General features: G+C 51.6%; 24 protein-coding genes. 12 read left to right on the forward strand and 12 right to left on the reverse strand.

Features of this window, described 5'->3' with window-relative positions; genetic code table 11:
• Window positions 1–26: 26 nt before the first annotated feature.
• The 7 genes from NNL21_RS16470 to leuC all read right to left on the reverse strand — a co-directional run bounded on the left by NNL21_RS16470 (window position 27) and on the right by leuC (window position 8188).
• Window positions 27–293 carry an NAD/NADP transhydrogenase alpha subunit gene (locus tag NNL21_RS16470; protein ID WP_204818349.1) on the reverse strand — a complete coding sequence of 89 codons (267 nt, stop codon included), beginning with the start codon at window positions 291–293 and terminating at the stop codon, window positions 27–29.
• Between the two features lie 7 nt (window positions 294–300).
• Window positions 301–978, reverse strand: a complete 678-nt coding sequence (gene nth / locus NNL21_RS16475) for an endonuclease III (protein WP_204818542.1) — start codon at window positions 976–978, stop codon at window positions 301–303.
• 163 nt (window positions 979–1141) lie between these two features.
• Window positions 1142–3856 (reverse strand): S-layer homology domain-containing protein, encoded by a 2715-nt coding sequence (locus NNL21_RS16480; RefSeq protein WP_204818350.1) that lies wholly within the window; start codon window positions 3854–3856, stop codon window positions 1142–1144.
• Between the two features lie 16 nt (window positions 3857–3872).
• A complete protein-coding gene (locus NNL21_RS16485; protein WP_204818351.1) occupies window positions 3873–4424 on the reverse strand; it encodes a GerMN domain-containing protein in 552 nt (183 codons plus the stop codon).
• A gap of 10 nt (window positions 4425–4434) precedes the next feature.
• The gene (locus NNL21_RS16490) at window positions 4435–5925 is read right to left on the reverse strand and encodes an N-acetylmuramoyl-L-alanine amidase (protein ID WP_204818352.1); all 1491 of its coding nucleotides are present in this window, start codon (window positions 5923–5925) and stop codon (window positions 4435–4437) included.
• A gap of 220 nt (window positions 5926–6145) precedes the next feature.
• A complete protein-coding gene (leuD, locus tag NNL21_RS16495) occupies window positions 6146–6739 on the reverse strand; it encodes a 3-isopropylmalate dehydratase small subunit (protein ID WP_204818353.1) in 594 nt (197 codons plus the stop codon).
• Window positions 6740–6766: 27 nt separating this feature from the next.
• On the reverse strand, window positions 6767–8188 hold the full coding sequence (gene leuC, locus NNL21_RS16500) for a 3-isopropylmalate dehydratase large subunit (RefSeq protein WP_204818354.1): 1422 nt from the start codon (window positions 8186–8188) through the stop codon (window positions 6767–6769).
• A gap of 165 nt (window positions 8189–8353) precedes the next feature.
• Between leuC and NNL21_RS16505 the strand changes: the two genes are divergently transcribed.
• Window positions 8354–9256, forward strand: coding sequence for a LysR family transcriptional regulator (locus tag NNL21_RS16505; protein WP_204818355.1), 903 nt, complete (start codon window positions 8354–8356; stop codon window positions 9254–9256).
• Here the strand turns inward: NNL21_RS16505 and NNL21_RS16510 are convergent.
• Window positions 9244–10047, reverse strand: a complete 804-nt coding sequence (locus tag NNL21_RS16510) for a carbon-nitrogen family hydrolase (RefSeq protein WP_204818356.1) — start codon at window positions 10045–10047, stop codon at window positions 9244–9246. The genes NNL21_RS16505 and NNL21_RS16510 overlap by 13 nt on opposite strands.
• A 124-nt stretch (window positions 10048–10171) precedes the next feature.
• Between NNL21_RS16510 and NNL21_RS16515 the strand changes: the two genes are divergently transcribed.
• From NNL21_RS16515 to NNL21_RS16560, 10 genes are all read left to right on the forward strand, one after another.
• Window positions 10172–10621 (forward strand): hypothetical protein, encoded by a 450-nt coding sequence (locus NNL21_RS16515; protein ID WP_256555283.1) that lies wholly within the window; start codon window positions 10172–10174, stop codon window positions 10619–10621.
• 130 nt (window positions 10622–10751) lie between these two features.
• Window positions 10752–11948 (forward strand): pyridoxal phosphate-dependent aminotransferase, encoded by a 1197-nt coding sequence (locus NNL21_RS16520; protein WP_204818357.1) that lies wholly within the window; start codon window positions 10752–10754, stop codon window positions 11946–11948.
• Window positions 11949–12326: 378 nt separating this feature from the next.
• Entirely contained in the window at window positions 12327–13442 is a 1116-nt protein-coding gene (gene proB / locus NNL21_RS16525) for a glutamate 5-kinase (protein ID WP_256555284.1), read from the forward strand.
• A 63-nt stretch (window positions 13443–13505) separates the two neighbouring features.
• Window positions 13506–13790 (forward strand): hypothetical protein, encoded by a 285-nt coding sequence (locus NNL21_RS16530; protein WP_256555285.1) that lies wholly within the window; start codon window positions 13506–13508, stop codon window positions 13788–13790.
• 11 nt (window positions 13791–13801) lie between these two features.
• Complete coding sequence (locus tag NNL21_RS16535) at window positions 13802–15049, forward strand: glutamate-5-semialdehyde dehydrogenase (protein ID WP_204818359.1); 1248 nt, start codon at window positions 13802–13804, stop codon at window positions 15047–15049.
• Window positions 15050–15151: 102 nt separating this feature from the next.
• The gene (proC, locus tag NNL21_RS16540; protein WP_204818360.1) at window positions 15152–16042 is read left to right on the forward strand and encodes a pyrroline-5-carboxylate reductase; all 891 of its coding nucleotides are present in this window, start codon (window positions 15152–15154) and stop codon (window positions 16040–16042) included.
• A gap of 8 nt (window positions 16043–16050) precedes the next feature.
• Window positions 16051–17271 (forward strand): 2,3-diketo-5-methylthiopentyl-1-phosphate enolase, encoded by a 1221-nt coding sequence (locus NNL21_RS16545; RefSeq protein ID WP_204818544.1) that lies wholly within the window; start codon window positions 16051–16053, stop codon window positions 17269–17271.
• Entirely contained in the window at window positions 17268–17960 is a 693-nt protein-coding gene (locus tag NNL21_RS16550; protein WP_204818361.1) for a 2-hydroxy-3-keto-5-methylthiopentenyl-1-phosphate phosphatase, read from the forward strand. Before NNL21_RS16545 ends, NNL21_RS16550 begins: the two co-directional genes overlap by 4 nt.
• Entirely contained in the window at window positions 17957–18604 is a 648-nt protein-coding gene (gene mtnB, locus NNL21_RS16555; RefSeq protein WP_204818362.1) for a methylthioribulose 1-phosphate dehydratase, read from the forward strand. The genes NNL21_RS16550 and mtnB overlap by 4 nt, the downstream gene beginning before the upstream one ends.
• 57 nt (window positions 18605–18661) lie before the next feature.
• Complete coding sequence (locus NNL21_RS16560) at window positions 18662–19705, forward strand: MerR family transcriptional regulator (protein WP_204818363.1); 1044 nt, start codon at window positions 18662–18664, stop codon at window positions 19703–19705.
• A 48-nt stretch (window positions 19706–19753) separates the two neighbouring features.
• Here NNL21_RS16560 and NNL21_RS16565 read toward each other — a convergent pair whose 3' ends face one another.
• On the reverse strand, window positions 19754–21109 hold the full coding sequence (locus NNL21_RS16565; RefSeq protein WP_204818364.1) for a DUF2515 family protein: 1356 nt from the start codon (window positions 21107–21109) through the stop codon (window positions 19754–19756).
• Between the two features lie 179 nt (window positions 21110–21288).
• On the opposite strand from NNL21_RS16565, the gene NNL21_RS16570 reads away from it, so the two are divergent.
• The gene (locus NNL21_RS16570; RefSeq protein ID WP_204818365.1) at window positions 21289–21963 is read left to right on the forward strand and encodes an SOS response-associated peptidase; all 675 of its coding nucleotides are present in this window, start codon (window positions 21289–21291) and stop codon (window positions 21961–21963) included.
• Between the two features lie 76 nt (window positions 21964–22039).
• Here the strand turns inward: NNL21_RS16570 and NNL21_RS16575 are convergent, their stop codons facing one another.
• The 3 genes from NNL21_RS16575 to fakB form a co-directional block, all read right to left on the reverse strand.
• Entirely contained in the window at window positions 22040–22327 is a 288-nt protein-coding gene (locus NNL21_RS16575; RefSeq protein ID WP_204818366.1) for a stage VI sporulation protein F, read from the reverse strand.
• Window positions 22328–22401: 74 nt separating this feature from the next.
• The gene (recG, locus tag NNL21_RS16580) at window positions 22402–24450 is read right to left on the reverse strand and encodes an ATP-dependent DNA helicase RecG (protein WP_204818367.1); all 2049 of its coding nucleotides are present in this window, start codon (window positions 24448–24450) and stop codon (window positions 22402–22404) included.
• Window positions 24451–24455: 5 nt separating this feature from the next.
• Window positions 24456–25313 (reverse strand): DegV family protein, encoded by an 858-nt coding sequence (fakB, locus tag NNL21_RS16585; RefSeq protein WP_204818368.1) that lies wholly within the window; start codon window positions 25311–25313, stop codon window positions 24456–24458.
• Window position 25314: the final 1 nt, after the last annotated feature.

Below are 25314 nucleotides of genomic sequence, written 5' to 3' on the forward strand. Positions count from 1 at the left end.
CTTCAGCAGCTGCAGAAGTAAGATGGTTACTCCATCTCGTCTGAAGGAAGACAAATCTCAAAAACTTCGCCATGCTGCAGAATCGTCACGTTGCGTTCTTTTTCTTTCATGACCACCACTTCCGGCTTCACTCTCATACGTTCAATATATTGATCTGGCACTTCTCCTGCTCCACTTACGGTTACACCTTCAATAATTTTTTCTTCATTCTCGGCCGGAGGGGATTCCATAACCTCTTCATAAATATCAGAGAACAATCCAAAGTCCTTCGTGTATACGGAAATGCATTTCATCGTTTAATCATCCTTTACCGTTTAATTTAGTTTTGTTTACTTTAACCTTTCGGTTTAACGCCGGTTTCATTCGCTTCTGGCCTTCTTTGCACACATCTAACAAAGGACAAACCGAGCAAGCGGGGTTCTGAGCCTTACAGTGATAACGCCCGAAAAAAATAAGACGATGGTGCGTATCGGTCCATTGCTCTCTCGGGACGAGCTTCATCAGCTTCTTCTCTACTTCGAGCACGCTGTCGTCCGGTTTGGCGACGCCAAGACGCTTGGAGACCCGCTCTACATGCGTATCGACGGCAATGGCAGGAACGTCGAATGCATTCGAGACGACGACGTTGGCGGTTTTACGGCCGACACCGGGCAGCTTAACGAGCTCTTCGTGCGCGTGTGGAATTTGGCCTTCATATTCATCAATGAGTATGCGGCACAGCTTTTGAATGTTCGCCGCTTTGTTGCGGAACAGTCCTATGCGCCGAATATCTTGCTCGAGTTCATCCTGCGGAACGGCCAAATAATCTTCTGGCGAACGGTACTTTTGAAACAAGTTTGCCGTCACTTTGTTCACAGTCTCGTCGGTGCATTGTGCTGACAGCAGCACGGCAATCGTCAGCTCGAAGGGGTTGCCGTGATTCAATTCACAATGGGCATCCGGAAACATCTCGCTGATGACTCGCAAAATATGACTCATTTTCTCCTTCGCTTTCAACCAATCTCTCTCCCCTGTATGGGCTTTCGATTCAAAGTGTAGCGAAAATTGTCACAATGCGCAACTCATAATAGCGCTTACAGTGCGATAAATCATAAAAAAAAGCTGTTCCAGCTCATTGCCGGAACAGCTTTCTTGCGAAAGGTTATGAAACTTTGACAATTTCAAGTAGAACGCCCTGATAGAAATAGACCAGAACCTGATCCCCGTCACTCAATTGCGAGACCGAAATGGCCGTATCGCCTTGAGACAATTTCACGGAAGAGGTCAGCTTGAATTTGTATTCATTATCATTAATATTCAAGCGTTTGAGATAGATCTCATTAGCGGCAGCGTCATATTTCCAGTACTTTCTGGAGACACCGCTGTTGACTGTAATCAGTACCTGATCCTTCGTATCTTTGCGGACATCGACGCGATCGCCAACCTGCAGGTTAGCCGCGCTGCCGCTTGTGATCCCGTTCTTCACGACCGAATACGTGCTTCCAAGCGCAATATCGGCTACGGTGCCGTTCATTGTGGTCACACTGACTTTATCCGGAGTGATCGAGGCGATGCGTCCTACCGTCACCGGAACCGTCTTCAGCGAGGTAGGCGTTTTGCCGACGTAAGTAACGTTGACCAACTGTCCTGTGGACAAGTTTCCGATACCTATTTTCTCGCCAAGCTCGTTGTACAGCTCCCACGAAGAGATGAACAATTCCGTTGTAGACTGATCTGCATTCTTCAGCCTGATTTTCTTGGCAGACGTGTCGATCGAAACAATCTCATGCTGGTTGGTCGTGTGCACCTGAAGCTGAACGACTCGATCCTGTTCGTTATTGAGCATGACCGACACGACCGATCCCACCTTCACATCGGCAATCGTCGCAGATGTCTTGCCCAGAATCTCAACGGCCGGGTACTGGGACATTGGAATCGATAAACTCGAGCCGTTCGTCAGAGCAAGCGACAATGTGCTTGAGCTCGTATTTAACGATGTGACCGTTCCCGTATACTTAAAGACGAACTCCAGGAACACGGCTTTATCGCCTGCATAACCAACCGAAACCTTGCGGTTTTTGGTCAACAGCGGAGCAACGTCCTTGAGGTTGATCGCAATGCCATAATTCTCGATCTTCGTCTTTTCCGTCAGGTAAACCGGAACAAGCTTGTTCGTTGCCGCATCGCGGACGATGAGCGCCTTCAAATCCACATCATAACTAACAATAATACCGCCGTTCGACACTTCGATTTTACGGTTCAGGACTTTGACCGAGGTCACTTGATCCTTGTCGTTGAGCGTCATCTCAAGCTGATCGTCCTTGAACAGGTCGGATAAGGTCGCCGAGCTTAAGCCTTCAACCCGAACATCGACTGCATCGGTTACGAATTTAGCTTCCAGCTTGCCATTATTCACAAATTGCAGCGTTTTGCTGTCCGTACTTGCCGAATAGAACTGTCCGCGTATCGTCTTAGCAGTTGTTTGTTGGACCGTAATTTTGGTTACTACGCTGTTCTTGACGTCGAATGAAATCGTATCCCCGACACGAACCTGCGATAAGTCCTGTGTAATCGTTCCCTGCCAAATAATATCAACCGGGTTCTGAACATTATATGTTTCTGTCGTTCCTGTCGTAGAATTAGCGATTGTGATCGAGGCTGGGGAAGCCTGAACGGCCTTCACCACACCTTGGGAAGTCTTATTGACAGGCGCAGATTGCACTTGGATGGAGATAATAATCGGCTTCTCACGGTATGTATCCCTCGTGATCTCAACTACACTATCTACGGAAAGATCCGTAACGGGAATTGTAGCTCCCGACGCATCTGTAACGACTAGGCCATTATCATAATTAATGATGATCGGGTTAGGATCATTATCTTTGGCAAGCCAAACTACATTCGAGCTTGGAATGACGCGCGCTACAGTTCCTGATAGCTTCTCTACCTTTTGCGTATCGGATAGCTGCTCCAAGTAAAGAACCTTCCCTGCACTGTCTGCGATGAGCATGACATCGGTGTGCAAGCTAAACTCATCCAGTGTGATCGCCTTCTCCGAATCATAGCTATACAACAGAGAATCCGACGTTAGCGTGTATGTTTTCTCATTCTTGTCGCTGTACAAGCCAATGGAAGATTGAGACTTGCTTGAGATTATTCCGTTAAGCTGCCCTGCATAGGCCACCGGATAGATGTTTTCCGAACGGCTGAAAATGGTTGCGATCGAAGCGCGTGTAATAAACCCCTTCGGATCGAACTTATTTCCTGCGATGCCTTTAATCAATTCGAGCGATACTGCCGCATTGACGTATCCGGCATATTTCGCACCGATCGCATTCGCATCTGCGAAGGATGATGGCGTTCCCGCCATTTGCTCAGCCTTCTTCTGCTCGCCAATCGCTTTGACGATCAGCTTCGTTACCCATTCGCGTGAAGCTTTGCGAGAACCCCATTCTGTCTTCGGATCGGCTTCCGCTAGCTTAAACTCCTCGTCGCGGTCGATCAGCTTAAGCCGCATGGCTTCGATTACGTATGGCTTAAAGTATTCACCGACTTTGAAAGAAGCCGGGAAGACAATCTCTTCGTCCTTCGAAACTTCGCTTTCCTTGCCAATGAACCGGATGGCCATCACGAGCGCTTCCTGCTGGGTTACGTTGTCGTTTGGTTTAAATTGACCGTTGTACCCTTGAATGATGCCCTGTAAACCCAACTTAGCAATATGCTTTGATGCCCAGTGACTCTGAGCAACGTCGGAGAAAGACGAAGCGGAAGCACCTTCCGCTCCCGCCTTCTGCCCCAACGAAGATGCTCCTGTCAGCAATAATGCGAGTATCGTTATTGATGAGAGCATTCGTTTCCATTTGTTCTGCTTGTGCATAATTGCCCTTTCCTCCTTATGGTTTTACGATCGGGTGATCTAATGTTTCATGTCCCATCAAGCTATCTACTTTCTCTCCGGCTACAAGAATATCAAGGGAAGCTACCTCATCAAGCTGAAACATGGTCTTCTGGATCGCTTCGAGTGCCAATGCTTCTCCAGGCGCTCCGAACCGTGCTTCATCCGGCAGTTCAATATCAAGCGTGACGGCGCCGTTCTCTATCTTTGCGCTGAGCAGCTTCACCTTCTCCCAGAGCGACATTGCACCGTCCGAGCCGCTGCTTTGCAGCGCCTTGAAGGCTTCTTCAATCTTCTCCGTATCATTCTCATACACGATTTCACTTGTTTGCTCGATAAGTCCGGTTAACTCCTCGTCCGTGTAGTAGACTTTGATTTGCTGCTTCTGTTGCTCAGGCTGTTGATTCTCCGGTTCAGGTGTCGTTTGTGGATCGCCTGCTGCCCCGGTCGAATTGTTTATTTCATCTTTCTGCCCGCAGCCTACTGCGGCAACCATCAACAGTACAAAGCATAATACAATGGCCAGACGAGAGGTGATATGTCTTTTCATTGAAGCCCTCCTATTTCACCTTCAAATATTCCTTCATAGCTGCGACGATTTCTTCGGCAATTCGGTTTTGTTTGGCTTCGGTATACAGAGCTGCGGTGTCGCTTTTATTGGATAAGTAGCCTACCTCAAGCAATACTGCCGGCATAGTCGTATACTTGATAACGCGGAAGTTAGCTGTACGTACGCTGCGGTCCTTGAATCCCGTAGCAGTTACCAAATGCTTGTGCATAATGTTTGCAAACTCTTTGCTGTTGGCCCTCGTATAATACGTTTCCGTACCCGTAACACTTGCGCTTGAGGCGCGGTTAGCATGAATGGAAACGAAAAGATCGGCCTTCAGATCGTTGGCTATTTTGACACGGCCGTCAAGCTCGATGAAGGTATCGTTCGCCCGGGTCATATACCCTTTAAGCTTTGGTTCTTTATCCAGCAGCGCCTTCACTTTAAGAGCGACGGCAAGATTGAATTCTTTCTCGTGACGTCCGTTCACGGCAGGTGCGCCGGGATCTTTACCGCCATGACCTGCATCAATCACAACTTTGAAAATACCGTTCGCCGGCGGCGTCTCTGTATTCGGTGGCACAATCGGTCCTGTCGGAGCCAGTACATCAAGACGGATTAGACCGTCCTCCCGTACGACATTGACAGGCGTTTCTGCTGTTACATCAAGTACGACTCGAATCGTTGAAGGCTTGTCCGAATAAAGAGAGTATCGAATTTTCTGGAGTGAAGCATGGGTATCCACGACGATTTCACCTAAGGAAGAGCTTTCGTTAACGTTGAATCCGGGAGTGAATAGTGGGGCGAAAGCGGCGTTCGGCAGATCGAATACAATTCGTTCCGGGTTATGAAGAACTTCCGTCTTAATGCTTCCGATATCCCCGCCATAGGACAAATAAATGCTTCCTAAACCATCAAAATCGATCGCGGTGAGCGTAGCATTCGTCCCTGTTCCAGGTGTTGTGCCAGGAGTGCCGCCAGATCCTTCGTTTGGATCGGTGGGTGAACCTCCGCTTCCATCCGAGCCTCCGCCAGGAGTCCCCGGATCCGGGAGTGGAGTTGTAGGAACTTCAGGCTGATCCTGCTGATACAGATGTACCGACTGGGTAAGCTTGTCCCAAACCACATTCAAGCCCAGCTGTTCGCTGACGAATCGCAGAGGAACAAGTGTCGTTCCTTTATCGGCGATTGCCGGTGCGTCCAGTGAAACCTCGCGATCATTGACGATCGCTGTCTTGCTGTTAATCGTCAAGACGATAGCGTTATTGCCATCACTGACATTCACTATTTTGTCTGACCAATCAACGTTGAAGCCAAGCCCTTCGGAAACCGTTCGTACTGGCACGAGCGTCGATTGACCGACATACCGCGGTTCTGCATTCGAATTCAGCAGCTTTCCGTTTAGATAGAGCTTCGGAGCGACTGCCGCTGCCCCGCTAACACTTGGAATTAAAGTGAATAGCAAGGACAACAGCATTACAGCGGTTACAAACTTCTTCATCTTTCACCTCGATGACTGATTTTTCGCCTCCAAGAAGGCTAGAACAAGCCGACACTTACAGACGAATAGTTAGACGCATTTTGTCAGAAAAAGTTGCGTGCTTAGGAAAATTGTTCCGCAATTATGCGACTCTTTCTGCACCTGCCATTTCTATGTATCGATAATCCTGCAACGCAATAAGACCCCGGTTTCCCGGGGTCTATATAGAGTAAACCCACTATTAATAGGCAACTCGGCGTGCTTCATAAGCTGTAATTTTGTCTTCATGCTGCAGCGTCAGCCCGATATCATCAAGCCCTTGAAGCAGGAATTGACGGCGATGCTCATCAATCTCGAACGGAATTTCAAGGCCGTCGTTGTCTGTGATCACTTTGTTCTCGAGATCAACAGTCAGCTTATAGCCCTCATTCTTCGTTGTACGCTGGAACAAATCTTCTACTTGCTCTTCACTTAAGCGAATCGGCAGAATGCCGTTCTTGAAGCAGTTATTGAAGAAAATATCAGCGAATGAAGGAGCGATAACCACATGGAAGCCGTAGTCTAGAATCGCCCACGGTGCGTGCTCGCGGGAAGATCCGCAGCCGAAATTAGCGCGGGACAGCAGCACGGAAGAGCCTTGGTAACGCGGCTGATTCAAGCTGAATTCATCGATTACATTCCCCTGCTCATCCCAACGCCATTCGAAGAACAGGAACTGGCCGAAGCCGCTGCGCTCGATGCGTTTGAGGAATTGCTTTGGAATAATGGCATCCGTATCAACGTTAACGCGGTCTACCGGGGCAACAAGGCCTGTATGTTTAGTGAAAGCTTGCATATAGAGTAACTCCTCTCGTATTGATTATTAGTTCAGTACTTCGGACTTAACGTTCCAGTCGCGAACATCTGTGAATTTGCCCATAATTGCCGCAGCTGCCGCCATCGCTGGCGATACCAGATGCGTACGTCCGCCGCGTCCTTGACGGCCTTCGAAGTTGCGGTTGGATGTCGATGCGCAGCGTTGTCCGGGCTGCAGAACGTCCGGATTCATTGCCAAGCACATCGAACAGCCCGCATCACGCCATTCAAATCCCGCTTCGACGAAAATCTTATCAAGCCCTTCTTTCTCGGCTTGAATTTTGACGCGGCCGGAGCCTGGTACTACGATTGCCGTTACGTCTTCGCTTACTTTGTAGCCTTTAGCGATTTCGGATGCAGCGCGCAGGTCTTCAATCCGGCCGTTCGTGCAGGAACCAATAAAGACATAATCGACTGGAATTTCACTCATCGGCGTACCTGGCTTCAGGTCCATATATTCCAGCGCTTTCTCGGCAGCTTTGCGTTCATTCTCCGTCGCCATCTCGGCTGGATTCGGAACGTTTGCCGTGATGTCTGTACCCATACCAGGACTTGTTCCCCAGGTAACTTGCGGGATCAGGGAATCGACATCGAATTCTACAACTGTGTCATAAGCTGCGCCTTCATCTGTCGTCAGCTGCTCCCAAGCCGCTACCGCACGGTCATATGCTTCGCCTTGAGGCGCATATTCACGTCCACGCAGATATTCGAATGTCGTTTGGTCCGGCGCGATCAAGCCTGCGCGAGCGCCGCCCTCGATCGACATATTACATACGGTCATACGCTCTTCCATCGACAGCGAGCTGATGGCATCGCCTGTGTATTCAATAACATAACCGGTTGCAAAGTCCGTGCCGTATTGTGCGATAACACCGAGAATCAAGTCCTTCGCAGTTACGCCGGGCTTGCGGCTTCCGATGAATTTAACTTCCATTGTTTTGGGCTTAGCTTGCTGCAGACATTGAGTGGCCATGACATGCTCCACTTCGCTGGTGCCAATGCCGAAGGCCAGTGCCCCGAAAGCGCCGTGCGTCGAAGTATGGCTGTCGCCGCACACGATTGTTTTGCCCGGATGCGTCAGGCCAAGCTCAGGACCCATGACGTGAACAACACCTTGATCGATGCTGTCCAGGTCAAACAGTGTAACGCCGAAGTCTTTGCAGTTCTGTGTAAGTGTATCAATTTGCTGCTTCGAGATCGGATCTGTAATATTGAAGCGATCCTTCGTCGGGACGTTATGGTCCATCGTAGCAAATGTCAATTCAGGACGACGTACTTTCCGACCGCTCAGCCGGAGTCCTTCGAACGCTTGCGGGGACGTCACTTCGTGAACCAAGTGCAGATCAATATACAGAACGCTCGGCTTACCGGCTTCTGAATGAATGACGTGGTTGTCCCAGATTTTCTCAAACATCGTTTTTTTTGCCATTAGAATCACCTCATGATTTCATTAATACCTGCTCATAAATCCGTTAACGACATCATAGCATTTCTTTCTTCATTGTTCTAAGATATAATTTCTATAACAGCAATAGGTATAACCTATGATAAGACAATCGATTTCAACTACCATCTGCACAAAGGAGCATCATTCATGGAATTCCGACAATTACAATATGTTCTTCAAATCGCCCAGGAAAAGAACTTCTCGCGAGCTGCGGAGAAGCTGCATATAGCACAGCCTTCTCTTAGCCAGCAATTATCGAAGCTGGAGAAAGAAATCGGCGTGCTCTTGTTCCGCCGAACGACGAATTCGGTGGAACTGACGCACGCCGGCGATGTTTTCGTGAACAAAGCCCAGCATATTCTGGACAGTGTGGAGCAGTTAAAACAGGAGCTTGACGATCTAGCCCACATGCGTAAAGGAAAGCTTGTGGTCGGCAGCCTCCCCATGACCGGATCCCATGTCCTGCCGCTGGTGCTGCCTGTATTCGCCAAGCTTTACCCGGAAATCGAAGTGATGCTCGTCGAGGACAGCTCTGCCAGACTGGAGCAATTCACCGCCAGCGGACAAACCGATTTAAGCCTGCTATCCCTGCCGCTGGTGGATCCTTCGCTTTCATGGGAGCCTATTATAGAAGAAGAAATATGTCTGGCAGTACCTCCCGGCCATCCGCTGGCTTCCAAGGGTGCTCCGGTGGAAATTGCCAATTTGTCCGCCGAACCGTTTATCGTATTGAAGAAAGGTCAGGGCTTCCGGCAAATCGCCTTCGAGCTCTGCAGCAAAGGCGGATTCGAGCCGCGAATCGTCTTTGAGAGTGTCAATATCGAAACCGTACAATCGCTCGTTGCGGCTGGAATGGGGATTGCCTTCGTTCCGAAGATGGTCGCGCGTGCCAAGTGGAGTGAATTAACCCCCGTCTATTTGCCGTTTGCTGCTCCCATACCATCACGGACGCTCGTTATCGCCAGCCGCAAAGGCCGGTATCTGTCGAAAGCGGCGGAAGCCTTCATCTCCACGATGAAGACGACTTTAGAAGAGCATTATGATTCGTAAAGCGAGGGTCTGCGATCCTCGAATACCGGGATTTTGCTGCGAACCTGATCAACGAGCGATACATCGATTTCGGCACGGAGAATCGTCTCCTCTTCCCCTGCCTCTGCGATCACTTCACCCCACGGATCGATGATTATGGAATGACCGAAGAACGTGCTGGTACCGCTCGTGCCGCACCGGTTGCAGGCGATCACGAACATCTGGTTCTCGATCGCCCTGGCTAAGAGCAGCGTACGCCAATGATGCAGCCTTGGGTTGGGCCATTGCGCCGGAACGAACAACATCTTGGTTCCGGCAAGCGCTAGCTTCCGCGCAAGCTCCGGGAATCGGATATCATAGCATATCATCATGCCTGCTTCGGTCTTACCGGCCGTGAATCGGCCAATCTTATCCCCCGCCTGCAGATGCTTCTCCTCATCCATCAGCCGGAACAGATGGATCTTAGAATAGTCCGCCTGAACGTTCCCCTCTTCGTCAAATACATAAATCGTATTGTATACACCGTCCTCCCGTCCTTCGGCAATCGAGCCTCCGACAATTTGGACGCCATGCTTGCGGCTGAAGGCCGACAGCAGCGCTTTGGTCCGTTCGCCATGCGAATCGGCCAGCCCGCTAATCTGATCCAGCGCATACCCCGTATTCCACATTTCCGGAAACATGATCAAATCCGGCTTATCCCCGGTATTTACCGCCTCTTCCAGCATATCCGTCAACCGGCGGAAGTTAGCATCCGGGCTGCCGGCTTCAACGTGCATTTGCAGCAAGGCAAGCCGCAGCTTCTGAGTTGTCATATCGTACCGCCTCCTTATTCACCATAGCTCATCGCTTTTACCTTATGATACCTTCTCATGGTTCGCTGTCAAGATGGGCATCGTAACGAAGAACCATTATCAAGGAAGCGAAAGGAGATTTAAGATGCGACTCACAAGAATCAAATTGGCGGTCATCTGTATGCTCGCCTTATGTTTCATGATGCCTTATGCCGCTGCAACCCATGCGGCTGACGAAGGAACCGGGGAGCTTCGGCCGGTTCAAGCATTCGATGTCGTTGCGGGAAAAGTCGTAAAGTCGATTCCCAACAACGCCGATTTCCAAAAAATAGCCGATACCTGGCTCGGTTCGGTTACGGGATTATCACCGCAAATACAAGCGGATGACAAGTGCGGGCATGTGTTCCGGATTCCGCTTGCCCAGCCTAAAACCGTTAATACCGGAGCGATAACGATTCGCACAACTGACATCTTTTTATTCTACTGTCCGAAGAAGCCGCAGCTTCTTCTCGTATTCGATGAGAACCGTAAACCTTATTTACTTCAATTCAAAGCTGACATCAAACCTTTCTTGAAGCTGATGGATATCCAGTAATCGACATGCTCCGTTCTCTTCCCGCCACGCAATTCCGACCTCTCGACATGGTTTTGGAATCATGCTACATTTAGGTTACGATTCCTTAATGGAGCATTTCTAGTCAGAAGAAAGAAGTGGAGTGAAGAGAATGGACCGGGCGAAATACGTTCATGTTCCTATACAACCTGCAGACCGGATGACGGGTTTGCCGACGCAATTTTTTACCGGGCTTGTTCGCAGAGCGAATGAGCAAGCGGCTAAGGGCCGAGACGTTATCAATCTGGGGCAGGGCAATCCCGACCAGCCAACGCCCCCTCACATCGTCAGCGCCCTGCAGGAAGCTGCGACGAATCCGACCTATCACCGCTACCCGCCGTTCAGCGGCTATGGTTTCCTGAAAGAAGCTGTCGTCAAGCGTTACAAGGAAGACTATGGCGTTGAGCTTGATCCTGAGAAAGAAGTGGCGATCCTCTTCGGCGGAAAAACCGGTCTTATCGAAATCAGCCAATGCTTGCTTAATCCCGGAGACCTCTGCTTAGTGCCCGACCCGGGTTATCCTGATTATTGGTCAGGCGTAGCGCTCGCGGGCGGTCGGATGGAATACATGCCGCTTACGGCAAACAACGCGTTTCTTCCCGATTATGAAGCCATCCCTTCAGAAATCGCCGATCAAGCCAAACTGATGTTCATTAATTACCCGAACAATCCGACCGGTGCAGTCGCGAATGCGGACTTTTATGCAAGAACCGTAGACTTTGCCCAGAAGTATGGAATTGCTGTTGCCAGCGATTTTGCTTACGGCGCAATCGGCTTCGACGGGCAGCAGCCCATCAGCTTCTTACAGACACCCGGAGCGAAAGAAGTCGGCGTCGAGTTCTACACTTTATCCAAAACCTATAATATGGCGGGATGGCGCGTTGGATTTGCCATCGGCAATGCCGAGATCGTGGGTCTTATCAACTTAATTCAAGATCACTATTACTGCAGTTTGTTTGGCGGTATTCAGGCGGCTGCAGCCGAAGCCTTGAACGCTTCTCAAGCCTGTGTAACCGAGCTGGTGGATATGTATCAATCCCGCCTCAATGCCGTATTTCATGCCTTGGAACGCGTAGGCTGGAAAGCGGACAAGCCGGGCGGATCGTTCTTCTGCTGGCTGCCGGTGCCTAAAGGCCATACATCCGCTTCATTTGCCGACCTCGTGCTCGAGCAAGCCGACGTTGTCGTCGCACCCGGCATAGGTTTCGGCGAGCATGGCGAAGGCTATGTGCGTCTAGGCCTGCTGGCGCCCGAAGCCCGTATGGAGGAAGCGATTATGCGCATTGGACGGCTGGGGTTATTCGATTAGTTCAGCAAGCGCAATTGGCGCCATGAATGCTTTACACGCGACGATTGAACATGATATGCTAACAAGTAATTGAACACCAAACGTTATGATGGGGCCAAGTAAGCAAGCTTGCGACGCGCACAGAGAGTAAATTCGTTAGCTGGGAGAATTTACCGCGTACTTTGCCGAACACCCACCCCTGAACGGCCGGTGATGAACCGGACAGTGCCTGCTGTTATTAGGCTGTGAAGCGGGATGGCCCATGTCTGACATGACGGCTGTCAACAAAGGTGGTACCGCGGAAGTCATACTTTCGTCCTTTATATCTTATAAGGGGCGGGAGTTTTTTTATTGTCCAGCCATGTTTCGCGGTAACCCAGGGAAAGGGAACGATTGTCGATGACGGAACGTATTGTAGTCAAAATCGGCAGCAGCTCGCTAACTTCGGACGAAGGCGGTCTCAATCGTGACCGGATTTCCTTCTTCTCGAATGAGCTGGCTGCCCTGCATGAAAGAGGCTATCAGGTGCTGCTCGTAACATCCGGGGCTGTCGCTGCAGGCTTTCGGCGAATCGGTTACGAATCTAGGCCGAAGCTCGTCCATCACAAGCAGGCTGCAGCCGCAGTCGGCCAAGCGCTGTTGATGCAAGCCTATCAAGAAGCTTTCGAAGCCTATGGCGGAACCGGCAACGGGGTTGCTCAGATTCTACTGACCCGCACTGACTTTTCCAACCAAAGGCGCATACAGAATGCGCGAATGACAATCGAAGAGCTGCTGCGTCAGCGTACCGTTCCGATTATTAACGAGAACGATACGGTCGCGACCGACGAGCTTCATATGAAATTCGGCGACAATGATACTCTATCCGCACTTGTCGCGAATTTAGTCCAGGCGAAGCACCTCCTTATTTTGACGGACACCGACGGTTTGTATACCGAGGATCCGCGGAAAAACCCGGCTGCCCTTCGAATCGATCGCGTCTCGCAAATATCGGAGGATATTATGAAAATCGCAGGTGGTGCAGGCTCCTCCGTCGGTACGGGTGGAATGCGATCCAAAATCGAAGCCGCGCGTATTGCTATGCGGGGCGGCGTACCGGCTTTCATCGGACGTGTCATGGAGCCTGGCGACCTGCGCCTGGCAGTTGACGGATTTGGTAAAGGCACGTACTTTGACACCAGCCTTCATACCTTGACCATGAAGAAGCAATGGGTCGGTTTTCATTCGCAGCCAAAAGGCCAGATTACGGTCGATGATGGGGCCGAGAAAGCGCTGCTCCAAGGCGGAAGCAGCCTGCTGCCAGTCGGTATTCGAGAAATCGACGGCGATTTTCATAGCGGGGATGTCGTAGAAGTGATCAACTCCAGCCAGCACACGATCGGTCGCGGCGTTGTTAATTATGATGCATGGCAGATTAAAGCCGTGGCTGGTTTGAGCACAGATGAAGTGCGCCGCCGTGTCGAAGTGAGCCGTATCGAAGTCATTCATCGTGATGAATGGGTCACACTGTCCTAATATAATAGAAACCAAGCCTATGCTTCCGATGTCAGTTTTGCTCGATATTGCTTCTGCGAAGCGATGAGCTCACAAAACAAAGCTTATGCTTACGATGCCAGTTTTGCTCGATATCGCTTCTGCGAAGCGATGAGCTCACAAAACAAAGCCTATGCTTCCGATGTCAGTTTTGCTCGATATCGCTTCTGCGAAGCGATGAGCTCACAAAACAAAGCCTATGCTTCCGATGTCAGTTTTGCTCGATATCGCTTCTGCGAAGCGATGAGCTCACAAAACAAAGCCTATGCTTCCGATGTCAGTTTTGCTCGATATCGCTTCTGCGAAGCGATGAGCTCACAAAACTTTTAGGAGGAACAACCATGACTGAAGTGAGGACGAAAGCCCAGCTCGCCAAGAGCGCGGCTGCAGTTACGAATCGCTTGACGACCGAACAGAAGAACCACGCCCTGGCGGTTATGGCCGATGCGCTCCAGAAGGAACAAGCCGCAATTATTGATGCCAATTCGGCAGATATTAATCATGGACGCAGCAAAGGGACCAGTGAATCTTTGCTGGATCGGCTGACGCTTACGGAGAACCGCATTGCGGGAATCGCGGAGGGCTTGCGCCAAATTATCACCCTGCCCGACCCTGTCGGTCTTTTACTGGAATCATTTGATCGTCCGAATGGTATTCAAGTGAAGAAAATATCCGTCCCCCTCGGTGTGATCGGCATGATCTACGAAGCTAGACCGAACGTGACGGTCGACGCCGCAGGTCTCTGTCTCAAAACCGGCAACACCGTCGTCCTGCGAGGCGGATCCGCCGCACTTGAAACAAACCGCAAGATTGTCGAGGTTCTGCGCAGCGCGCTTCAAAGCACCGACATGCCAGCCGATGCTCTGCAGTTAGTTGAAGATGCCAACCGCTCCTCCGTAGATGAGATGCTGAAGTTAAACGGCCTGCTCGACGTTGTCATTCCGCGAGGAGGCGCATCTCTCATACGCAACGTCGTAGACAATGCCACAGTACCTGTCATCGAAACAGGCGCCGGTATATGCCACACGTTTATCGATGAGAGCGCAGACTTCGCAATGGCATCGGATATTGCTTTCAACGCCAAGGTGCAGCGACCATCTGTTTGCAACGCCATGGAGACGCTCCTCGTTCATGAAGCATTCGCTGCAAATCATCTTCGGGAGCTGGCGGATCGTTTCTTGAAGGCAGTTGTTCAGCTCCGCGGCTGCCCGCGGACGATGGAAATCGTAGCGGAAGCGCAAGCAGCATCTGATGCCGATTATGCGACGGAATATAACGACTATATTCTTAATATTCGCGTCGTTCGCGACTTAGATGAGGCTCTGTCCCACATTGCACAGTTCGGTACGATGCATTCCGAATGTATCGTCACGGAGAATGAAGCACATGCCGCCCGCTTCCAGCAGGAGGTCGATGCCGCGGCGGTATATCATAATGCATCGACAAGATTTACGGATGGCTTCGAATTTGGCTTCGGTGCCGAAATCGGAATTAGTACACAGAAGCTTCATGCTCGCGGACCGATGGGTCTGCCGGCTCTGACGTCAACCAAATACCTCATTCACGGAAATGGTCAAATTCGCGGGTAACCTCGTTCTGCAAAGACATTGCTTGGCGGAGACCTCTTTTCGTTGATGCCCTGGTATGCTTCTTCTCGATAACTTCATAATAATGTTCAAGAGGTGAATGCAATGACTTTATTATCTTCTTCATCTGGGCTGAAGACCGAAACCAATTCTCTTCGTCTTTGTTTCTATGGGGCGGGTTCGATGGCGGAGGCCATCGTTCGCGGTCTGCTAGACCGGGGATTGGCTGAGCCGTCGCGGGTGTCGATGCTCAACCGCAGCAATATGGGTCGCCTTGAAGAACTGGCAGACCGCTATGGCGTTCAGGTTTCTTCGGAGTTGGATGCGAAAGCGCAGCGGTCGATGCTCCATGAGGCGGATGTGATCTTTCTCAGCATGAAGCCCAAAGATGCTGCTGACGCAATCCGTAAGCTGCAAGGAATCGTCACATCTAAGCAAATGATCGTATCGGTCATAGCGGGCTTGTCTATTCGTACGATCGAGCAGCTGCTTGGTCAGCCCGCTCCAATTGTCCGCACCATGCCCAACACGTCCAGTACCATTGGACTCGGTGCCACAGGCATCAGCTTCTCCTCGTCGGTGGACGATAACCAGCGCCAATTGGCACAAACCATGTTCGAAGCCATCGGCTTAACGGCAATCGTTGAAGAGCCTCTAATCGAGGCGGTGACTGGAGTTTCCGGCAGCGGACCAGCATATGTTTATTATCTGATGGAAGCCATGATCGAAGCCGGTGTCAAGCTTGGTCTGTCTGAAGAGGCCTCTCGGGATCTGACTGTGCAAACCGTTCTCGGCGCTGCGCAGATGGTAAAATCGACCGGCGAGAACCCGGCTGAGTTGAGGCGCAAGGTAACTTCGCCGAACGGATCCACGCAAGCGGCTATAGAGACGCTCGATAAGCATGATTTCTCGAATGGCATTATCCGTGCTGTCGCTCGAGCAGCCGAGCGCGCTTCCGAAATGGGAGCCGACATTGAAAGGAGTGCCCTATCTTGACAAGTTCTATGTGTGTTGCCACTTACCGGTGCTATGACGATAAAGCCGATTTTAATAAAAAAGCGCTCGGTATTGCGGTTGGCCTGACCGTCGGCAGTTGGACGGATTTGCCCGAAGCGCGCAAGGCTGAGATGGAAAAGCATCTGGGCCGTGTCATTTCGGTTACCGTGCACGAACCTGAAGATCTGCAGCCTGGCGAGCGTTATGCGGATTTGAGAATCGCTTACCCCGATGTCAATTTCAGCCGCGATCTCCCTGCCCTGCTTGTGACCGTCTTCGGCAAACTGTCCATGGATGGTCGTATCAAGCTGCTTGACCTGGACTTCTCCCCTGCTTTCACAGAAGCTTTCCCTGGTCCGAAGCTGGGCATCGGCGGCGTTCGCGAGCTGCTGGGCATACATGATCGTCCGCTGCTGATGAGCATCTTCAAGTCGGTCATTGGGCATGATCTTCCGAACTTGCGCGAACAGTTCTATCGTCAAGCGCTTGGAGGCGTCGATCTTATCAAGGATGACGAGATCTTGTTCGAGAACCCGCTAACGCCTCTTGAGAAGCGTGTAGAAACCTGCATGGAGGCTGCACGTCAAGCCGAATCAGAAACGGGTCAAAAACTGCTATACGCCGTCAATCTGACCGGACCTACATCCCAGCTTGCCGCTAATGCCAAACGAGCCATCGCTGCCGGTGCCAACGCGCTTCTCTTTAATGCGCTTGCCTATGGCTATGATGTTCTGCATGAGCTGAGCAGCGATCCCGGCATTCAGGTTCCGATCGCGGCGCATCCGGCTATGGCCGGCGCATTCTATCCTTCTCCGCATTACGGAATAGCCGCACCTCTCTTGCTTGGCAAGCTAATGCGGCTCGCTGGCGCGGATCTCGTCTTATTCCCTTCCCCTTACGGCTCTGTCGTGATGCCTAAGGAAGAGAATCTGGCTGTTCAAGCTGCCTTGATCGATCCCGCTTTACCGGTTCGCAGCAGCTTCCCTGTCCCCTCCGCAGGCATCCATCCTGGACTCGTACCGCTCATTCTCCGTGATTTCGGTCATGACGTCGTCGTCAATGCGGGTGGAGGCATTCACGGTCACCCGCAGGGGACAGCAGCAGGTGGTCAAGCGTTCCGCCAAGCAATGGCCGCTGCGCAAGAAGGGATTTCATTGCCGGAAGCAGCCGCTCAGCCGGGCAAGGAGGCACTGAAAGCAGCAATAGAATTATGGGGGTATAAGGAATGACTTCACGTAGTTCGGACGCCGCAAACAAGAAGCGCGTCATCTTCTGTGATTTCGATGGAACGATTACAGAGAACGATAACATTATTGCGATCATCAAGCATTTCAATCCGCCGGGCTGGGAGCCGATCGTTGACGATATTATTGGCCAGCGCAAGTCGATCCAGCAGGGCGTCGGGGAGCTGTTCCGTCTTCTGCCATCCTCGATGCAAAGCGATGTTACCGATTTTGCTATAAGCAATGCCCGTATCCGAAGCGGATTTGATGAACTGCTGGCATACTGCAGGGCGAATGATATTGAATTTTACGTCACAAGCGGGGGCATTGATTTCTTCGTGAATGCTTTATTAGCCCCTTACGGCATACCGGCTGACCATATCTTCTGCAACGGCAGTGACTTCACCGGCGAGCGGATCGAGATAACCTGGCCCCACCCCTGTGATGATGATTGCAGCAACGATTGCGGAATGTGCAAACCAACCATTATACGCCGCTTCCCAACCGAGCAATATACGCGCATCTTAATTGGCGATAGCGTAACTGATTTTGAGGGCGCCAAGCTGGCTGACATCGTATTCTCACGCTCTCATCTGACAACGAAATGCGTAGAGCTGGGATTGCCTTACCACGAATTCAACACGTTCCATGACGTGATCGCCATATTGCAGCAAGAGGAGGCTAATGTTCGATGACCATTCAAGACGTTCCTTTGGAGGATAAACAACGGGCGCTATCTGAGCTGCGTGAGGTAAAGAGCTTATTTGCCTCGCGAGGCTGGTTTCCCGGAACGAGCGGAAACTTATCTGTACGCGTCGGTGAATTCGAAGCGGATAACTTTCAGTTTGCCATTACCGCTAGCGGCAAAGATAAATCGATTTCAACACCGGAGGATTTTCTATTCGTCGATCAAAGCGGACAAGCCTGCGAGAAAACAAGCCTAAAGCCTTCCGCTGAGACGCTTATTCATAGTGAAATCTACCGTTTGACTGGCTGCGGCGCGATCTTTCATATCCACAGCGTATTCAACAGCATCGTTTCCGAGCTGTTCTGGAGCCGCAAATCCATTCCGGTGGATGGCGTTGAGCTGATCAAAGCGTTCAATATTTGGGAGGAAGAGGCGCATATTGAAATTCCGATCGTCTCGAATTTCGCGCATATTCCGAGTATCGTTCCTGAGGTTACAGAGCGGCTGGACCCGCGCATTCCGGGCATTATGCTGCGCAAGCACGGCATTTATGCATGGGGCGCCAACGCATTCGAAGCGAAACGGCATTTGGAGGCATTCGAATTTATATTCGAATACGTCTATCGCTGGGAGCTGCTGAATCGACGATAGAGGCTTGACGTTGACGCAGCGTCAACGTTTACAATAAGAGCTGAGGTGATGGATTCCATGCGGATACATATACACGAAGCAGCGAAATTGCTCGGGACAACGCCCCGGGCAATTCGTTTTTATGAGGAGAAAGGACTTCTGTCCCCGGCAAAATCCCCCGAGAACGGTTACCGTACCTATGGGGACGAGGATATAAGACGTTTGCGCTGGATCGTCTCGTTCCGTGACCTCGGTCTTCCGGTTACGGCTATTCGCGATGCAATGGCAAGTAAAGAAGCCGCTGCTTCTACCGGGGAGCAGCAACAGCTGTTGAGTAAACTGGATGCATCACGGCAGGCGATCTACCGGGAATGGAGCAATCTATCCCTTGCTCTACAGGCGTTGGATTCCGTTATGCGGGATGGATTCAGCAAAGGCGGCCTCACGTTGTCTGAAATCGAGAATGCAGCGTCGCATGTCCGCGAGGCTGCTTCGATACGCGATTCATGGCGAGACCGTTTCGACTACGACGGGCTTGCAGCCCAGTACCGCGAGGATGCTATCCTGCAAGCGCTGGCACCTCATATTGACAACCGGCAGTATGAACAGGCCCATATTCAGGTCCAGCAATGGCTGGAACCGGCTGAAGCGGAGCTTGGCGTGGACTTAGGGGCAGGTACGGGTGTATTGGCGGATCGGCTGTCCCGCGATGGCGCTGATATGACCGCCGTAGAGCAGTCTCCTGCTATGTTGGCAATGCTTCGCAGGCAATACCCGCATATCGAGGCAAAGCTCGGGAACTTGCTCGCATTGCCTTTTCAGAAGCCGACCTTTCACTTTACCGTCAGTACCTTCACGCTTCATACACTCGATCCGCGTGAGCAGCTGCTTGCTCTGGCTGAGATGGATCGCATTCTTCTGCCCGGGGGGCGAATTTGTTTAGCAGGGATATCCGATTACGAAGGTACACCGATATCCAACGAAGATCACCTATCGGAGCGATCAGCTGCGCGCTCTAAAGACGCAGACCTGCTTGCTATGGAGCTAGAAAGGCGAGGCTACGAGACTTTTGTCTCTGAACCCTTCCCACGAGTATGGCTGCTGTTTGCCAAGCAGCACTAAAGGACAGGCCAACCCCCTAAAAGCAGCCTTGCCGCGATGCAGTCGCCTCTACGGCTTCTCAGACAGGCCAAGCCGCTCTGCCGCTTGAACAGCGAGCTCGAGTTCGTTCAGGCTTCGGCAGTAGGCCTCCGTCACCTCGAACTCTTCCGGCAGCGGCAGACGCTGAAAATATCGTTCAACGGCGGCGGATGTTGTAAACCAGTCCTGGTTGGAGCGAGAGGCCTCTACAGGCTGGTCGGGCCACGCATCAACTAAGGTCGGACTATAGATCGGCGTTCTGCCGCGCATGATACGGCAGCCGTCCAGTTTCTGTTTATACCGTTTGGACGAATGAACGGGCTTCGCCACCGTGAATAGATGGGGGGCATAGTCCGAACGCGATCCGCTATGCTGGACACAACGTACGAATGCCAACACCCCTTCCCGTACGGCATCCACCCCAAATAAAACGGCATACAGCCGTTTGCCGAATTCGATCCGCTCGACCAGGTCGTCAAAATGCTCCAGGATGAGACCAGCCAGCCTCATCTCCCCAGCTTGCGGCGCACCGTATGGCATAAACACCGCATTGGTTTGTAATGGCGCTTGCATCATGAAAGCGAGCGTCTCCAGTACGCGATCGCGATAGTACGAATCCTGCACGATCCGCCCTTCGATATAATGCTGTTCATTCACGATGAGCGCTGTTGTCAGCACAGCCGAATCCTGCCGCTGCCAAAAATGCGACCAAACGGGCACCATAAATCGCGAAATCTGGAAACTAGACAGCAAATGCGTGAGCTCCCGGCCTGTTTTTCTTCCTGCTTCGTATAATAATAACTGAGGATACGCGTCAGCAAAAATGAGCGAGTTGATTCTCTCCAGCATTTGGAAGGTCGACGAGGCCTGCTGTTCCTCCAACAGCCGCGGCAGCAGCTCACCCCGCAAGTCGGTCATATTATATCCCCCGTTACGCGAAACCAGATGCGCCAAAAGCGCCCAATGCAGCTCCGGACGACGGAAATACATTTCCCGATAAGCTTCCGTTCGTGTCACATTGTTGCGATTGGCTGCAGCCGTATCTCGTTTAATCCGTTCAATCAAGTCCCGCTCCATATCACTTCTTTCTGCAGCTCCCTGATCTGGGGGCTGGATCCCATGCCCCTTAGACTCTTCCCGCGCCTCATGCTCGTCCTGCATTTGATCGTATTCGTATTCTAGAGCAGCCCATGCCGTTCTTAACGGTTTCACCGCGGTCTCGCGCAGCAGAGGCGGTCTCGCCGGCTTGGACAATCGATCGGATTGGGCTCGCGGCAGCCATTTGCCCGTTAGCCGATTTTTGACCCCATGTAATGAAAGCCTTAACCAGCGGACAAGTCCGTTCATCACTTCACGTATATGCTTTCCTTTCTCACCCGCCTTCATCGTTAACCCCCTTTTTGTACCTGCTTCTAACATTCAGTATAGGCAAGCAAAGGTTTAGTTAGCCATCGTTGCACAGGGTTAATCGGATGATAAATCAACTGAGGATCGCTGTTCGCGACCGCTTTTGACTAAGGAGCTCCTATAGTATAATAAAGCCTAGAGAAGGAGCGTGATTGTACATGTGCGGGCGCTATACGATAACTGTATCACTGGAAGAATTGATGCTGCGCTATTGGATTGGTGAAACGACCGTGCCTTTCCACCGTCCGAAATATAATGTCGCTCCGGGACAAATGATTCTCGCCATCGTGAATGACGGAGAACGTAATCGGCTTGGCGAATTGAAGTGGGGTTTGGTTCCTTCGTGGGCGGATGATCCGAAGATCGGGAATAAAATGCTCAACGCGCGTGCAGAAACCGTAGCGGACAAGCCGGCTTTCAAATCATTGATCCGCCGCAAACGCTGCATTATCCCCGCAGATGGTTTCTATGAATGGAAGAAGGATGGAGGAGTGAAGCAGCCGATGCGTATCGTCCGCCGCGATCGGAGCCTATTCAGCATGGCGGGACTTTATGACACTTGGCTTGCCCCTGACGGTGCGAAGCTGAACACCTGCACCATTCTGACCACAACGCCTAATTCACTGATGTCCCCCATACACGACCGAATGCCCGTCCTATTAAGTCCGGATAACGAGGTACGGTGGCTTGACCGGCGTCTCCAAGATCCCGATCTATTTGTACCGCTGTATCGCCCCTATCCTGCTGAAGAGCTGGAGGCCTATCCCGTCGCACCGGGAGTAGGGAACGTCAAGCAGGACGAGCCTGCTTGTATAGAACCGATATCCTTGTAACCCTGAATTAGCCACAGGCAGCAGCTGCATCTGTCCTTCTCCATATGGGAATAAAAAAATACCGCTGACTTTGCAGTCAGCGGAACATGGCCCATAATTTCAGCAGATGCAGCGTATTGTTCGGATCGATCTTCTGGCCGATCACGAACGCGATGAGCTGCTCCTCTTGGGCTTCGGTCATATTTTCATGCAATATTCCTGCCGCGGTTCGAATCAATCGGCGAACCTTCACTCGGTCCTGCAGATCGTACTTGTTCACGCCTTCGACGACTTTCTTAATTCGGTCCTTGGTGACCGGATTCTTCATCTTTACCTTTACGCGCTCGATAAACTCCGGCCGTATGCCGTACTTGGTATAACTCATACGCGGCTTAGCACCTCCGTCCGGCTGCTCACAGCCCTTCGTTCTACTATATGCCGCGTACCGAATGAAGATATCTAGTCCAGTAAATCACCTTGAAAAAGTTGATCGTTCTTCAATATTTCATGCAGCCGGCTTAAAGCCGGCGCCGTCCAGAAATCTTCACGATGCGTCAGGTCGGCGGCATCGTCGCGCGCTTCCTCCAGCACGGCAAAGTCGCTGGACATATCAGCCAGTTTGAAATCCGGCACTCCGCTTTGCTTCGTACCGAAGAAATCGCCAGGCCCGCGCAGCTCCAGATCCCTGCGTGCAACCTCGAAGCCGTCATCCGTCTCTGTCATGACCTTCATTCGCTCACGCCCAACCTCGGATTTGGGATCTGCGATGAGCACACAGTACGATTGATGCCCGCCGCGTCCGACACGCCCGCGCAGCTGGTGCAGCTGCGAAAGCCCGAAGCGTTCCGCATCCATCACGATCATCAGCGTCGCATTCGGAACATCAACCCCAACCTCGACGACAGTCGTTGCAACAAGCACCTGAACCTCATTGTCGCCGAAAGCCTTCATGACCTCATCCTTCTCTGCCGCGGATAACCGGCCATGCAGCAGACCGACTTTAAGATCAGGGAAGGCTTGCATCAGCTGTACATGCATATCGATCGCGTTCTGAACGTCAAGCTTCTCGGATTCCTCAATAAGAGGGCAAATAAAGTAAGCCTGTCTTCCTAAATCCACTTCGCGTCTAATAAAACCAAGCACTCGTTCCAGCATGCTATGCTTCACCCAGTAAGACTGGATCGCCTTCCTGCCTTGTGGACGCTCTCGAAGCGTAGAAACGTCCATGTCGCCGAACGCCGTAATGGCAAGGGTTCGCGGAATAGGCGTGGCCGTCATCGTAAGTACGTCCGGATTGAGCCCCTTGCGGCGCAGTATACTTCGCTGGTTAACGCCAAAACGATGCTGCTCATCGGTTACGACAAGACCTAGACTGCGGAAGTTAACCCCTTCTTGGATGATCGCATGCGTTCCGACGATCACATCGATTAAACCCATCTGTAAGCCTGCCAGAACATCACGGCGCCTTCGCTCGGTCATACTGCCGGTTAGTAAGCCTACCTCCAGGCCAATGTCTGCAAACAATTTCTGGAGCGATCTCATGTGCTGGTCGGCTAATATTTCAGTTGGCACCATTAGCGCACCCTGATGTCCCGCCTTATATGCTGCAAACAAAGCAATAGCCGCTACAACCGTCTTCCCGGAGCCGACATCTCCCTGCAGCAGCCTGTTCATACAGAAAGGCTGGCGCATATCAATGAGTATTTCGTTGACAACCTTCTTCTGCGAATCCGTCAGCTCAAACGGCAGCGTCTTCACAAAGGAGCGAATCGATTCGGCATCAACCACATGTGCAACCCCATCCATCCGCGTACGCGTAAGCGATCGATAGGCTTGCAGCTTGAGTTGAAACAGGAATAACTCTTCATACACCAAACGGCGCCTCGCTGCCTGTCCTTCGTCCGTATCGCCGGGATTATGTATACAGCGGATAGCTTCGCGCCGCGGCATCAACCGATGCTTGTCCACCAGCTCGATCGGAAGAACCTCTTCGATCATAGGTCCATACTGAAGCAGCGCTTGGTGGATCGTTTTTCTCATCCATGTTTGCGTAATGCTGCCCCCGACGGAGTAGACGGGCTGCACGGAGCCTGAACGAACCGAACCCCGGTCTGGAAATTCGGATTCTGAGACGGTCAACTGCAGACGACGCTGCTCCCACTTCCCCGTCAGCACAATTTCCCTTCCGGCTGCGAGCTGCTCCTGCAAATAATGCCGGTTGAACCACACCGCCGTGACGAGCATGTTGTCGACTGCTACCTTACAGGTGAGCCTTGACTTGCCCTTCCCATAACGCTGAAGCGTTGCAGCACTCATAATTTTACCTTGAATGGTGACTTTCTCGCCATCTTTTGACTCCGCTAGCCCTCTAATTCGGTAATCCTCGTACCGAAAAGGAAAATAATCCAGCAAATCGGCGACTGAATGGACGCCAAAGGCGTGAAGCTCTTGTTCTTTCGGAGCGCTCACGCCTTTGATTTGCCGGACCGATAATTCATCCAGCTTCATGATTTCTATCCTTTCACACGGTTAATGAATATTGCCACTGTCCCAGGACCGACATGGGTTCCGATGACGGATCCAATCTTCGTATGATGCGTGCCTCGAACTTGAAGGCGAGCCTTCGCCTGTTCGCCCATTTCGAGAGCCAGCTCATTGTGAGTGGTCCATGCGAGTGTCATATCCACGGGATCGCTGCCGAAATCTTTGGCGACCAAATCCAGGATACGCAGGACGGCTTTCTTCTGGCCGCGCACTTTATCGATTGCCGTTACTTCGCCATCATCCAGGGTCAGTATGGGTTTGATGTTCAAGATCGAACCAAACAGAGCTGCTGCCTTCCCGATCCGGCCGCCTTTCTGCAAATATTCCAGCGTGTCTACGAGAAAGTAAAGCCGCTTGTCTTGGTTCATCGTTTCAATTGCGTCTAAGATTTGTTCTTTCGACATGCCCGCAGCAGCCATCTCTGCCGCCTTCACGACAAGCATGCCGATACCAAAAGAGGCCGATTTCGAATCGTAGACGACGATATCGCCTTCGCGCTCAAGCAATGAATGACCGAGCACCGCAGACTGATAGGTCCCGCTGACCGCCGAAGAAAGATGAATTGAAATAATTGTCGCGTCCGGGCTTTCGTTTAAGATTCGGTCGTACGTCTCCATAAATTCAACCGGAGAAGGCTGGGACGTCGTTGGAAGCATGGAAGAAGACGTGAGCTTGTCATAGAACTGCTCCGGACTGATCGTAACGCCATCCAAGAACGATTCCTCGCCAAACAATACCTTCAACGGGACGATCTCAATGTTCAGTTTCTCGCGCATGTCCTGTGGAATATCCGCCGTGCTGTCAGTCACAATACGAACCGTACTCATG

The sequence above is a fragment of the Paenibacillus mendelii genome (genome assembly GCF_024498075.1).
In the GTDB taxonomy this organism is placed as follows: domain Bacteria; phylum Bacillota; class Bacilli; order Paenibacillales; family Paenibacillaceae; genus Paenibacillus_Z; species Paenibacillus_Z mendelii.